This window comes from Methanobacterium formicicum DSM 3637, from assembly GCF_000302455.1.
GTDB classification, from domain to species: Archaea; Methanobacteriota; Methanobacteria; order Methanobacteriales; family Methanobacteriaceae; genus Methanobacterium; species Methanobacterium formicicum_A.
The window spans coordinates 47,815-61,463 of the sequence record NZ_AMPO01000002.1 but is presented as its reverse complement, the minus strand read 5'-3'; the positions used below and the strand labels follow the sequence as shown (position 1 = coordinate 61,463).

Annotated in this window: 11 protein-coding genes; 6 read left to right on the top strand and 5 right to left on the bottom strand. The window is 41.0% G+C overall.

Annotated features, from left to right (window positions below):
- Window positions 1-107 precede the first annotated feature (107 nt).
- A complete protein-coding gene (locus A994_RS02955; protein WP_004029785.1) occupies window positions 108-464 on the bottom strand; it encodes a hypothetical protein in 357 nt (118 codons plus the stop codon).
- Window positions 465-798: 334 nt separating this feature from the next.
- Here A994_RS02955 and A994_RS02950 point away from each other — a divergent pair, with 334 nt between their 5' ends.
- The 6 genes from A994_RS02950 to A994_RS02925 all read left to right on the top strand — a co-directional run bounded on the left by A994_RS02950 (window position 799) and on the right by A994_RS02925 (window position 8,718).
- A complete protein-coding gene (locus A994_RS02950) occupies window positions 799-3,555 on the top strand; it encodes a valine--tRNA ligase (RefSeq protein WP_004029784.1) in 2,757 nt (918 codons plus the stop codon).
- 176 nt (window positions 3,556-3,731) lie between these two features.
- Window positions 3,732-5,153, top strand: a complete 1,422-nt coding sequence (gene aroA / locus A994_RS02945) for a 3-phosphoshikimate 1-carboxyvinyltransferase (RefSeq protein ID WP_004029783.1) — start codon at window positions 3,732-3,734, stop codon at window positions 5,151-5,153.
- A gap of 209 nt (window positions 5,154-5,362) precedes the next feature.
- The gene (locus A994_RS02940; protein ID WP_048204042.1) at window positions 5,363-5,830 is read left to right on the top strand and encodes a GTP-binding protein; all 468 of its coding nucleotides are present in this window, start codon (window positions 5,363-5,365) and stop codon (window positions 5,828-5,830) included.
- Window positions 5,831-5,916: 86 nt separating this feature from the next.
- Window positions 5,917-6,558, top strand: coding sequence for an endonuclease III domain-containing protein (locus tag A994_RS02935; protein ID WP_004029781.1), 642 nt, complete (start codon window positions 5,917-5,919; stop codon window positions 6,556-6,558).
- 555 nt (window positions 6,559-7,113) lie between these two features.
- The gene (locus A994_RS02930; protein WP_048204041.1) at window positions 7,114-7,893 is read left to right on the top strand and encodes a helix-turn-helix transcriptional regulator; all 780 of its coding nucleotides are present in this window, start codon (window positions 7,114-7,116) and stop codon (window positions 7,891-7,893) included.
- A 153-nt stretch (window positions 7,894-8,046) separates the two neighbouring features.
- Window positions 8,047-8,718, top strand: a complete 672-nt coding sequence (locus A994_RS02925; RefSeq protein ID WP_004029779.1) for a UbiA family prenyltransferase — start codon at window positions 8,047-8,049, stop codon at window positions 8,716-8,718.
- Between the two features lie 206 nt (window positions 8,719-8,924).
- On the opposite strand, the gene A994_RS02920 is transcribed toward A994_RS02925, so the two are convergent.
- The 4 genes from A994_RS02920 to rbr all read right to left on the bottom strand — a co-directional run bounded on the left by A994_RS02920 (window position 8,925) and on the right by rbr (window position 13,421).
- Entirely contained in the window at window positions 8,925-11,102 is a 2,178-nt protein-coding gene (locus A994_RS02920) for a DHH family phosphoesterase (RefSeq protein ID WP_004029778.1), read from the bottom strand.
- 222 nt (window positions 11,103-11,324) lie between these two features.
- Window positions 11,325-11,819 (bottom strand): hypothetical protein, encoded by a 495-nt coding sequence (locus A994_RS02915; protein ID WP_004029777.1) that lies wholly within the window; start codon window positions 11,817-11,819, stop codon window positions 11,325-11,327.
- A 446-nt stretch (window positions 11,820-12,265) separates the two neighbouring features.
- On the bottom strand, window positions 12,266-12,643 hold the full coding sequence (locus A994_RS02910; RefSeq protein ID WP_004029776.1) for a desulfoferrodoxin: 378 nt from the start codon (window positions 12,641-12,643) through the stop codon (window positions 12,266-12,268).
- 193 nt (window positions 12,644-12,836) lie between these two features.
- Window positions 12,837-13,421, bottom strand: coding sequence for a rubrerythrin (rbr, locus tag A994_RS02905; RefSeq protein ID WP_004029775.1), 585 nt, complete (start codon window positions 13,419-13,421; stop codon window positions 12,837-12,839).
- Window positions 13,422-13,649 lie beyond the last annotated feature (228 nt).

Here is a 13,649-nt window from a genome sequence, read left to right as displayed (position 1 = left end):
ATATGATTTGAGCTTAACTAAAACTGATAAATCATTATTAGTGAATTTATAAGTAATTTATACTATTTATTGTAGGTTAAATTAAAACTGTGGATCAAATCACATGTTCATATACCCAGGAGCATGATGAAGAACAGTGATTCCACAGTGAAGTGAAGTGCACGGTGCTGTAACCAGGTCATCTCCAGTCCAGCTGCTTCGTGGTAAAGGTCAATGACCAGGTGAATTAACGCTGCCAGTAATCCTATTTCCAGGGAGAAAAATAGTAAAGATAACAGTACGAAGTGGAAGATGGCCTCCAGAACTTCGTGAAACATCCACATTCGGATGGTGGAACCCACTATTTTCTGAATCATTCCTGCCAGTAAGACGTAAAAATCAAAGAACACTTTCCAGAAGATCTGACTGTGCACTTCATCACTTATAGCCAGGATAACTGCAATGTAAAACCACAACATTTCCATAATTCGTTCACCGGTATTTTCCACTTATTAAATACGATAACTTATTTTTCCAATTTTTTAATTATCCAATATATTGAATTTTTTAATTATATATTGTATATCCAACGTAATTTTATATCATGTAGCTATAATATAAGCTATAAATTAAATGCTATAAATTAAATTATATCCATTGAATAAAAATTATATTCCTTAGTTAAAAATATATCCATTAGTTTAATAAACTATAGAAATACTTAACTTGAAGGCATATATATTAATTTGTATTAATTTAGCTATTAATTTGGCTGATTTTAGAGTTTACAAATGAGTTATCATTAATAGGAGACCTAAGATGAATAAAGTTGAGGTTCCCAAGGACTACAATCACGAGAATGAAATAAACTGGCAGGCTACCTGGCAGAAAATGAAGCTGTACCAGTTCAACCAGGATGAAAAACGTCCCCGCTACATAATAGACACACCACCACCATACCCTACTGGATCCATCCACATAGGACACGTTCTAAACTGGTTATACATGGATTTATTAGCCCGATGGAAACGTATGCAGGGATATTCAGTGTTGTTCCCCCAGGGATGGGACTGCCATGGACTGCCCACAGAGGTTAAAGTTGAAGAAACTCACGGCATTAAAAAGAACGACGTGCCAAGGGAAGAGTTCCGACAGATGTGCATTGAACTCACCAAAGGGAACATCCATGGTATGAAAACCCAGATGCAACGAATGGGATACTCCCAGGACTGGGAACGAGAATTCGTAACCATGACCCCTGAGTACAAGGAGAAGACCCAGCTCAGTTTCCTGAAAATGTACCACGAGGGCCTCATCTACAGGGCAGTGCACCCGGTGAACTGGTGCCCCCGCTGTGAAACCGCCATCGCTTTTGCCGAAGTTGAGTACACAGAAAACGAAACCTTCCTCAACTACCTTGAATTTCCTTCAAGCACCGAAGAATCTGGTGTGCCCATCGCCACCACCCGGCCAGAATTACTGGCAGCATGTGTGGCAGTGGTGGTACATCCAGAAGATGAACGCTACCAGCACCTCACCGGTAAGAAGGTTAAGGTACCACTGTTTGACCGGGAAGTGGAGATCATCACTGATGAAGAGGTGGACCCAGAATTCGGTACCGGAGCAGTTATGATCTGTACCTTCGGGGATAAAACCGATGTAATGTGGGTTAACCGTTACAACCTGGACATCATCGAGGCCATAAATGAACAGGGAATAATGCAGGATGTTTGTGGTAAATACGCAGGACTCACGCTCGCAGAATGTAAAGAAACAATAGTGGAAGACCTGGATAAGGAAGGGTTCCTCACCCGTAAAGAGAAAGTGGACCAGAATGTGGGACAGTGCTGGAGATGCAAAACACCCATAGAGATCCTGGTAAAAAAACAGTGGTTCGTGGCAGTTAAAGAGTTAAACTCCAGGGTGGAGGAAGCTGCGGAGAACATGAACTGGATGCCAGAGCACATGAAAACCCGTCTTTTAAACTGGACCGGTAACATGGACTGGGACTGGTGCATAAGCAGGCAGAGGATATTCGCCACACCAATACCAGTATGGTACTGTAAGAGCTGTGGAGAGGTCATGCTACCCTCTGAAGAGGAAGTACCAATAGACCCCACCCAGACACAACCTTCAAAGCCCTGCAAGTGTGGAAGTACTGAATTCATCCCAGAGGAGGATGTTCTGGACACCTGGATGGACAGTTCCATCACTCCACTGGTGATTGCTGGCTGGCCATCCCCAGAATATAAGGACCTGTTCCCTGCCACCATCCGCCAGCAGGGACACGACATCATACGTACCTGGGCATTTTACACCATCCTCCGAACCTTAGCCCTCACTGGAGAAGCACCCTTCAAGAATGTGGTGGTAAATGGTATGGTCTTCGGTGAAGATGGGCATAAAATGAGTAAATCTCTTGGTAACGTCATTGCCCCCGAGGATGTGGTGACAGAGTACGGTGCCGATGCCCTGCGCCTTTGGGCTGCCAACAGTGTACCAGGATCAGATGTGCCCTTCGCCTGGAAGGATGTTCAGCACGGATACAAATTCCTGAGGAAATTCTGGAATGCCTTCCGATTCGTGAACATGCACCTGGAAGGTTACAGTGAAGACACTGCAAAGATGGAAGATATTAAAACCACCCTTAAGCCACTGGATAAGTGGATACTCTCTGGTTTAAACCAGCTGGTAGGGGAAGTTACCCAGGCCATGGAAGAGTACAACTTTGCCCAAGCCCGTAACAGTATCCAGGCCTACGTGTGGCATGACTTCTGTGACGATTACATTGAGGCAGTTAAGTACCGACTTTACACAGATGATGAGGGCGACTCAAAACAAGCCGCACTTTACACCCTGAACACAGTTATTAAAACCTCTTTAAAACTTCTGGCCCCTTTCACCCCCCACTTCACTGAGGAGATCCATTACTACCTGGAATATGGCAGTAGTGAAGAAGAGGAAATGGGATTGAAGGAGAATGATTTGAAGGAAATTGAGTTGAATGATGATTTAAAATACCAAACTAAGGGATTCAAGAGTATTCATCAGGAAAAATGGCCAGAAGTAGTGGAAGAACTGCTTGATCCTGCAGCGGATGAACTGGGTCAGTTGGGAGCAGAAGTTATTGGTGAGTTAAGAAGGTTTAAAGCCAGCAAGAAAATGCCCCTTAACACCCCACTGAAGGGTGCAACCATCCACACCAGTTCCCAGGCAATCTACAAACAGGTTTCAACACTCAAGGAAGATATCCAGGGCACGATGCGTGTTAAAGAGTTAGCAGTAACCACGGATAAACCCGACGTGCGGGAGATAGTGGTGGAAGTTACTCCCCGTATGGATAAGATTGGACCGGAGTTCAAGGGACAGGCCCCAGTTATTGTGAAATACCTAAAATCCAGTGAACCACAGGAAATAGCCAAAAACATGGAAAAGGATGGTTTCATTGATATTGAAGGATCCCAGATCACTGCAGACCATATTTCCACCACCAAAGAACTGGTAGGTCGCACCGGGGAGAAAGTTGAGTTAATCCTGATGGAAGAACTGGACCTGGTCATAGAACTGGTGATCTGAGGAATCAACTGAAGATACTAAGCACTAAAATTAGGTACTAAAACTAGGTACTAAAACTAGGTACTAAAACTAGGTACTAAAACTAGGTACTAAAACTAGGTACTAAAACTAGGTACTAAAAATAGGTACTAAAAATAGGTACTAAAAATAGGTACTAAAGAAATTAGGTGATAAAGGTGGAATTAAAGGTAGAAAAGGCCAGCAAAATAAAAGGAGTGGTTAAAGCTCCACCATCCAAAAGTTACACTCACCGTGCTTTATTAGTGGCATGTCTGGCTGAAGGAGAATCTTGCTTAAGAGATCCCCTCTACTCTGCAGATACCCTGGCCACCTTGGAAGCCTGCCAGGCCATGGGATGCGAAATTGAAATTCAAGATGACCTGTGCACTGTTACGGGAACAGGAGGAGACCTTAAAACACCCCAAAATGTTTTGGACCTTAAAAATAGTGGCACAACCCTCCGTTTTCTCACCACCATGGCCAGCTTGGCCCCAGGATGTACCGTGCTCACTGGTGATGATTCCCTGCGCGGGCGACCCATGCAGGACCTCCTGAACTCCCTGAAGACACTGGGAGTGAAAGCCTATTCCACCCAAGAAAATGGATTACCACCCATGGTTATAAAAAATGGATTTTATGGAGGAAAAACCCAGATTAAGGGTGATGTGAGTTCACAATACATCTCCTCAATCCTCCTTTCAGCACCTTACGCCCAGAACTCGGTGGACCTCTCGGTAGTGGGAGAATTTAAGAGCAAACCCTACGTGGAGATGACCCTGGATATCATGGAAAAGTTCGGGGTGCACTGCCAGCAGGACCCCGGAAACAAGTTCCACCTTGATAAACAAACATACAACGCCAGGGATTACACCATTGAAGGAGATTACTCCTCAGCATCATACCTTTTAAGTGCTGCTGCAATACTGGATGGAGAAGTAACTGTTCAAAACCTCTTCTCTGAATCCAAGCAGGGCGATAAGATAATACTGGATATTCTCCAAGAAATGGGAGCCAGAATCATTATTAAGGAAGACCAGGTTACAGTGAAAGGAACATTATCATCCAGTGATAAACCATTATCCAACAATGAGTCATTAACCAGTGACAAAATATTATCCAATGCTGAGTCATTATCCAGTGATAAACTATCATCCAATGCTAAGTTATCATCCAGTGATGATCAGACAAAAACCACTAAATCAACCTGTGATCTTAATGGAATAAATGTTAACCTGGAAAATTCACCGGATCTCCTGCCTACAGTAGCTGCCCTGGCTGCAGTGGCCCAGGGAACATCACATATAACCGGAGTGGAACACGCCCGGTTTAAGGAAACTGACCGTGTGCATACCATGGCCCTTGAATTAACCAAACTGGGAGTAGATGTGACTGAAGAGCAGGATGGTCTCATTATTAAGGGAGGAGCACATGGTGGTGTGGTCAAAAGCCACGATGATCATCGTCTGGTTATGGCCCTCACACTGGTAGGACTCCTTACTGGAGGAGTGCACATCAAAGGTGCAGCTGCTCACAGAGTATCTTTCCCCAACTTCCCCCAGGTAATGGAAGGTTTGGGATGCCCCATCAAAATCATCTAAAACCGTTACTCTTTTTCAATTTTTAAAATAGAAATTACCAGTGCATAAGATAGGAATAACCAGAGTAGATAATGGAATAGTTTATTAAAAGATACTTATTAAATAAGATAATAGAATGATACGTGTAAGGGATAGGTATTATGCACTGATAAATGAAAAAGATTTTGAATATTCATGCAAACTGGAAATATTTTTTGCAGGCGGTTAAAATGAAACACAACAAGGAAACCAAAATCGTGGTTCTGGGCACCTATAACTCTGGGAAAACCACTACTTTAGAACATATCTGTAACAACAGGGCCAAAGTTGAATACAATGGAACCACCACTGCTCTGGACTATGGTAACACCATGATAAATGGTGAAAAAGTGCACTTCTTCGGAACCCCTGGTCAGGAACGCTTCCGCTTCATGCGCAGGATCCTCTCAGAGGGTTTAGACGGAGCAATATTAGTAGTGGACAACAGTAACGGGATCACATCCACTGATCAGGAAATACTCGAACGTTTGAACGGTTTCCAGGTTCCTTACGTTGTTTTCGCCAATAAACAGGACCTAAAACCAGGTAATTTGGAGATAGATTCTGAAGCCCCTGTAATTCCCACCATTGCCCAGGAAGGAGAGGGAATAATGGAAGGAGTAGAAACTCTTCTAGAACTGGTTAAATCCAATAAATAATTATTTTGTCAATTTACCCATTAAAAAAAATCTATTTATTCTAATATCATCATTAACAATTGTTAAACACCAGAAGGGAACCATTTATGGATTTAGATGAACGTGTGGATTTAATTATGGAACGTCTTCAGCAGCAGTATGATCTACGGGTGTTTGAAGATGGAGACCCTTACCGGGTCCTGATCAGGACCATATTATCCCAGAGAACACGGGATGATAATACAGACCGGGCCTCGGCACAACTTTTTTCCAAATACCACACCATTAATGAGATTGCTGAGGCAGATCCAACTCTCCTGGAGCCACTGATCCGTCCAGCAGGTTTCTACCATGTTAAGGCCCAGCGTATTGTGGAAGTTTCCCGCAAGCTCCTTGATAAATTCAAAGGTCAGGTCCCGGATGATATGAAAAACCTCCTGGAATTACCCGGTGTGGGGCGCAAAACAGCCAACTGCGTGCTGGTTTACGGTTTCCAAATACCAGCAATTCCAGTGGATGTGCACGTACACCGTATAAGTAACAGACTGGGCCTGGTTAACACCAAAACCCCTGAAGAAACTGAAGCAGAACTTGAAAAAATAGTTCCCAGGGAGTACTGGATTGAATTAAATGATTTGATGGTCCAGTTCGGACAGACCATCTGCCGACCCCAGTCTCCTAGACACGAGGAATGTCCCCTACAGGAACTGTGTGACTATTACCAGGAACTGGAAGAACAGGATGAATAAATAAAGGGAGGAATAAGAGGAATTGATGAAGGAGAATAAGGAGAGAAATGATGAGGAGAATTAATAAGGGGAATTGAAAAAGGGAAGGAATAAAGGGAATTGATAAAAAATGATAAATGATAAGATACAAGAATTGATAAGATACAAGAATAAATTAAATGTACTAAAGGAATAATAAAATAAGAAAATTTAATCACCCATAGTCGAATTAAACATCAATACTATTTTAAATAAAGAATTAAAGTCAATTTAACCATACAATTTTTAAAATAACCCCCAATTAAGTGGAAGATAAGCTAAAATTCATATTATTAATTTTAAATGGGATTTACATGGGTAAAATGTAATTTATTTAGTACTTACCCATAAAAATATTAGTGAATATTAACATTTTTATATGACCATTATAAATTAGGATACAGTATTTAGAATACAAATATCTGTAAATACAAGTATTTTGTATTCATAAGTAATTTGTAATAATAACAAAAAAAATCGGGGGCAGTTAATATTAATGTTAATTATCTTGATATCTATTCCGAAACAAAAGACCTCATGCGATACACATCCAGTTCTTCAGTTAGAGTTACTATTTTAATCTGTCTCAGTGAAGGTCTCCAAAACATGAGCGAACTGAAAAAAAAGACTGGAATCAGCAGTTCCACTTTATCCCATAACCTCAGTGAACTGGAAAAAAGGAAAATAACCACCAAGAAAGAAGAAAAATACGCCTTGACTTCACTTGGTACTATCATTACCACCAACCTCATTGAAAACATAAAAACCAATGCTGCTATTAGTAAATTTCAGAAACTGTGGATTAAACATGACCTGAGCTGCATTCCCCCGGAATTAATAAAGAATATAGGGGATCTCCACAACTCCATACTGATTGAATCAGAGTCTGAGGAAATTTTCAAACCACATGAAACTTACCAGAAGATAATATCGGGAGCAGAATATATTAAAGGTGTTTCACCTATTTTCCGTTTCGATTACATTGATATTTACAAAAAATTAGTAATTGAGCATGGTATAAATGTAGAACTCATCCTGACCCAGGATATAGTCGACCAGACCATGGAAGGTATTGATAGTGAGAATTTAGAGTACCTCCGGAATTTTATGTCGCAGGATAAGGTCAAATTCTGGGTTATACCCGATGTGAAAATTGCGTTCACTGTTACCAATAAATATTTATCACTGGGTTTATTCCATGAAAATGGAAATTATGATAACACCAGAGATCTGATAAGTGATGATCATGGCGCAGTTACCTGGGGTAACCAGCTATTTGAATATTATAGGGACCAGGCTCAGAAACTCGAACTTTGAATTTTTCAAACGTTTTTTTCGAATAAAACGTTTCTTTGTAATATTAACATCGAGCTCAGTTTTTATAGCCCTCAATGGCTGTTTAAAAACTTTTTTTCTTTTTATTTATACGATAATCCCCCATCTTATTCTCTAATACTGTCTACTTTTCTGGTGATCTACTCAGTTTACAGTATAAACAAGATAACTGACACCGAAGAAGACCAGCTAAATACACCGGAACGATCAGACCTCATCTCCGGCCATGAAAAACTGTTCAAATGCACCACTGTTTCAGCCTATGCCCTGGCGGTGATTATAGGATTACTGTATGGATGGCAGGTACTTTTAATACTCCTTTTCCCATTACTGGCTGGAGTAATATACAGTGTAAAACTTACCCCCAGAATTCCCAGGCTAAAGGACATCTTTGCAGTTAAAAGTCTGGTTGTTGCCCTGAGCTGGACTGTGGGTAACACATTCCTCCCCATAGTAGGTTATAATATCAATATACTGGTTATGCTGCTGATATTTTATTTATTCTTCATAAAAAGTTTCATTAACACCGTACTCTTTGATATAATGGACGTGGAGGGAGATAGGGAAACTGGAACTCGGACCATACCTGTGGTTGTGGGTAAATTACACACCATAAAACTTCTCCTGGTTCTCAATTCCACGCTGTTAATCCTGGTCCACATTTCCATGGTCTATGGATTATTTGAGATAGTGGTGATCATCCCCTTAATATTCTGCATAATCTATGGCTACAGCTATATACTGTATTTTTCACGTAACCAAAACCGCCTACAAATGGATATCCTGGTGGATGGTGAGTGGATCTGATAGTATTCATCAGTTTTCTGCAGATTAAAATATAGCAAAGGTTAGAAATTAGTTAAGCAGTGTTTTATAACTAAAAAAAACTATTTTTATAACTAAAAGAAGTATTTCAATAGCTGAAAAATTATTTTATCACTAAAAAAATATTTAATAAACTGTTTAATTAAAAAGGGGTAAGAAATAAAAAAATCCCCTAAAAATAGGGGCGATTATGCTGCTTTTAAGCCGGCAACTTTTCCTGCAAAGCTCTGCAGGACCTTTTTGGATAGTCCTTCCACGAATTTTAGACTACCGGCACATTCATGGCCACCACCATCAATACCTGCTTCTGGAATTTCACCTAGAAGCTCCTGGATTATGGTATTGAGGTTGAATCCAAATATCTCGTTAACTGCATCGGTGGCCCTTATAACTCCAAAGTCAGGTCCGTAGGCCAGGGTGATAATTGGTGTTTCCTCACCGTACTTCTGGACCATGGAGTCATGCACGAAGCCACAGGTCTTTCCCGGGGCAGGGTAGGTGAATTTATGGGCGAACTTCTCCACATCCAGGACACTGAAGATGATTCCATTGGGGAAGGTCTGGGTTTTGAGGTTGGGCAGGGCTGCTGCCAGTTGCCATTCCACACGCCTTTGTGACTCTTTGTAGAGCGCATCCACCAGTTTTGTGTGTTTTTCCCTGTTACCCAGTCCCAGTATAGTGTCCATAATTCCCCGGCCATTCATGAAGCGCAGGAAAAATGCTTCAAAGTCTATAGCAGTGGCAATCCTGTCCAGGTCTTCCAGGTCGTATCCTTTTTCCTTTGCCAGATCAATGTACCACTGTGCTTCTGGTGAGCGGGCATGGTCACCCACTGCTGCAATACCCGGCAGGTGCAGGAGCCGGTCTTTTACATCAGGGTTGATCATCTGGGCCAGTTCCACTGCCAGGGCACCGGCTGTGACCTGGCTGTCTCCCCCTTCCAGGTAGGGGTTCACATGGACATCCACGTATTCATCCACTGCCACTCGGCCATCGGTAACTTCTCCAGGGTAGTGGTGGTCCACCACCACCACTTCTATGTCGTATATTTTAACCTTTAAAAGGGCCAGGATATCTTCCTCGGTGGAACCGTTGTCTAACAGTACCAGGAGGGGTAGTTTCTGTCCGTGGCGTTCCAGATCTTCCAGGGCAAAGCTTAAATCCTTCACCACGTCTTCTATTTCATAGAATGGTGCTTTACTGGGTGACCTACGGAAGTAGTGCCATTCTGCATCGTTGGATGGGTTGATCTCCTGGAGGAGTGGTATGACTGCTTTTTCCACTGCCACACCTGCACAGATCCCATCAGCATCTGCATGGTGACGTACCAGGATGCTGCGCCCGTCCATGACTGCCCTTCTTATGGCTTTAGCTGCTTTAACCAGTCTCGGTCTTAATTTCTGGATTATAGGTGCTTCCTGAATTAACTCGGTATTTTCAGGTTCGGCACGTTTATCCAGTGCTTCATCAATGCGTTGCCTGGCTTCAGTTGCTTCTGATCCATGGAGGCGTTCGATACTCTCGGATTCTATCTGGATCTTACCCCCGTGGAGGGAGACCTCACCCAGGACTTCCACCATGTTATCTATGTTGATGTTGGGGTAGACCCTTACTCCTGGTTCATCAAAGGCTGCTGCCCATGTGATACCGGTTTCATCGGAGATTGTGAAGATGGTGGGACCACTGGTCTGCTGGATCTGCACCACTTCCCCTACCAGAGATACATTTCTTCCCTTAATTTTGGGATTTAGATCTGCAATCTTGGTGCGTGGCATCTGTTTTTTGAGTTTCACCAGTTCGTAGGTTCCCTTGATGGCAGCCGGGGCCAGGTCCACTTCTCCCCTGCGGGGTTTGATCTCGATGATCTGGACTATTAATTCATCACCCACACTGTATGGTGGGTTTCTCAGACGCAGAAGCCCGTAAAGTTTTTTAGATAGGCTTACAAATACACCGTAGTCTTCTACCCTGGTGATTTTTCCCTTGTAGTGTTCTCCCACTTCCAGGTCGCTCATTTCTGAGGCAGGGTGCAGTATGTAGACCAGGGATTTGTCCTGACAGTCATCGCAATAGTCTCCTTTTTCTATATGTTTACCGCATTTGATGCACAGGTTGATTTCTCCTTTTCCTGAACATTCAGAGCATTCCTCGGTGACTTCAACTTCTCCTTTACCACTGCAGACACTGCAGGGTACTTCCTGTTCTTCGTCCAGTTGGAAGCGTTCTCTTGCTCCTCCGGACAGGCCTTTTAGATGGCCTTTTATATCTACTTCACCGGAGACTCCGGTACCATGGCAAGCTTCGCAAACTTTATAGCTTACAACCTTGCGTCCTTTTCCTTTACACAATGAACATGTTTTCTTCATGAGTATTAACCTCAAAAAATAGATTATTTAATTGATTCTCGCAAAATATGATTCTAATTTCGTACTTAATAATTAAAGTAATTATAATTAATTAGATTTTAGTATTCCTAGTATTTTTTAGTATTTCCTAATATTTTTCTTAATATTCAAGTAGTTTCTTTTCATCCTATTATTTACAATCTATCAAATTCATTATTATATTCTAAAATTCCCATCACTGATTTATGATTTGAACTTGGTTGGATTCTGCTGTACTATATCCTCCCTCTGTTTCTGGTATTCCAGGGAGGTGTCCATGTATCCATTGGCCAGATCAACGTGTGTATTACCAGTTCTGGTGTCATTCCTGGAGAACAGTGGTATTGCTACCTTCAGCTCATTGGTGGCATTGATCTTGGCATCCAATTCCTGGAGGGTTATCTGCAGGTAGTTGATGTAAACCTGGTCCTGGAGGTTTTTGGCATATATTAATGCCTCCTGGGTGGATGATCGTGCCAGGTTAAAATCAGATGATGCGTTATTCACCTGTGACTGTGCTGTTTCGTACTGGTAGTTGTTGGTGCTGGTAGCGGCCTGGTTGAAGTAAGCATCCCCAGAGATGATGTGATCGTTAATAGTATCAGTTAATTGCTCTATCTGGGCCACCTGAGTGTCTAAACATCCAGATAAGGAAACAGTTACCATTACCAATGCAAAGATAAGAATTATTTTACGCATAACACACCTGCATTATTTAAATTTATTTACACCACAAATTTACTTATAAACTCCATGAAATTTAATTATAAATCTATTATGTATGGATTACTTGAAATATTTGACTGTTAAAAGTTTGAATATCCCATTAGAATATAATTTTGTAATGTCTTATAGATTAGTTGGAATATAACTTAAGTATCCCATAATTAGCTGTGATGTATCTTAAATATCCCATAATTAGTTTTTATATATCTTAAATATCCCATCGGATAGTTGAGATAATTTTGAATATGAGACAATCAATGGGAATATGATTTAAACATTCTCTAAATTAACTGGAATATAAATTGAATAGTACTGAATTCCTTATTAATAGTTTTGAATTATGAATTGGAATAAATGATTTGAATTAATGGTAAATATAAAAAAATGGAAAAAATGAGTAAATGGTTATTATTCCACAGTTATGATTTCCATAATCCGTGGATATTGCAGTAACTCCGGGCTTTAAGACCGGTTTCTAGATCTACTGGGAATTCTGCCTCGGGCTGGTCACCTGGCTTTAAAAATTGTATGAATACCTGGTTGGCTGTGGCCAGTTCCACCCATTCTATGTGGTGATTTTCCTCCATGGGGTGAGGTACTTCTCCCACTTTAACCTTAACCCCCACATCTGATTTTTCAATCACTGGTCGGTGTTTTATGGCACCATCTGCATCCTGTTTCTCATTTAAAAGTTCCATGGGCACTTCACAACAAACCAGTTTGCCTGCACCCTCGCAGAAAACATTCACTATGTTTCCACAAATATCACAGCGATATATTTGTCCTTTTTCAGTCATTTACTCCCTCAATTTTTGTTTTATGGATTTTAATTGTTTTATGGATTTTAAATAATGTAAAAAAAATTTTAAATAACCTTTACAAATTTTTTAAATTGATTACTTGAATTTTTAAATTGATTACCTGAATTTAAATATTCCCAAAAAAAAATGGGGTGACTAATTCCAGTGAGGAATTAGTTCAAGAATCGTTTTAGTATTCTTCACAGCGAATGAAGAAGTACTTGGTGGGATGATCACAGGCTGGGCACTTTTCTGGTGGCTGTTTTCCAGTGACAGAGTAACCACACTTGAGACAGGTCCATGAGACATCTTTTTCCTTTTTAAACAGAGTACCGGCTTCCACCTGTTCCAGGAGCTGGATGTATCTTTCCTCGTGGTGAACTTCTGCCTTTCCAATGGCCATTAATCTTCGTGCTATAGCGTTTAACCCCTCTTCTTTAGCTACTTTAGCAAATTCTGGGTACATTTCACTGTTTTCGTAGTGTTCCCCTGCAATGGCGGCTTTCAGGTTTTCTACGGTGCCACCAATTGTTAATGGAGCTTCAGCTTCCACGTGTATTTCATCATCTTCCAGATCCACGTTAGCCTTAACTTCCTGGATCAGTTTGAATAACCATTTAGCATGTTGTCGTTCATTCTCAGCAGTTTCCAGGAATATCTCAGAAATTTGAGGGTAACCATCCTTTGTAGCCTGTTTCGCGTAGAAACTGTAACGGTTTCTAGCCTGACTTTCACCAATAAACGCCTTGGTAAGGTTTTCTAAGGTTTTTTCCATAATCAACACCATATAGACTATTGGAGATCAAAGTTTATAAATTTTTATCATTAAACCCGGTATTTATTATTAAACCTAAATATTATCATTAAAGAATGCATTATCATCATAAACAGTGTTTATTACTGAAAAAATCGATTTAACAATGAATCTGATAAACAGGTGCATCTGAATAAAGGGTAGATGATAAAGGTAGATAAATAAAGGGTAGATAAATAAAGGTAGATG

Excerpts from the sequence above, each read along its gene's own strand:
- A994_RS02955 (WP_004029785.1), bottom strand. The coding sequence starts at position 464 with ATGGAAATGTTGTGGTTTTACATTGCAGTTATCCTGGCTATAAGTGAT.
- A994_RS02950 (WP_004029784.1), top strand. The coding sequence starts at position 799 with ATGAATAAAGTTGAGGTTCCCAAGGACTACAATCACGAGAATGAAATA.
- A994_RS02940 (WP_048204042.1), top strand. The coding sequence starts at position 5,363 with ATGAAACACAACAAGGAAACCAAAATCGTGGTTCTGGGCACCTATAAC.
- A994_RS02935 (WP_004029781.1), top strand. The coding sequence starts at position 5,917 with ATGGATTTAGATGAACGTGTGGATTTAATTATGGAACGTCTTCAGCAG.
- A994_RS02930 (WP_048204041.1), top strand. The coding sequence starts at position 7,114 with ATGCGATACACATCCAGTTCTTCAGTTAGAGTTACTATTTTAATCTGT.
- A994_RS02920 (WP_004029778.1), bottom strand. The coding sequence starts at position 11,102 with ATGAAGAAAACATGTTCATTGTGTAAAGGAAAAGGACGCAAGGTTGTA.
- A994_RS02915 (WP_004029777.1), bottom strand. The coding sequence starts at position 11,819 with ATGCGTAAAATAATTCTTATCTTTGCATTGGTAATGGTAACTGTTTCC.
- A994_RS02910 (WP_004029776.1), bottom strand. The coding sequence starts at position 12,643 with ATGACTGAAAAAGGACAAATATATCGCTGTGATATTTGTGGAAACATA.
- rbr (WP_004029775.1), bottom strand. The coding sequence starts at position 13,421 with ATGGAAAAAACCTTAGAAAACCTTACCAAGGCGTTTATTGGTGAAAGT.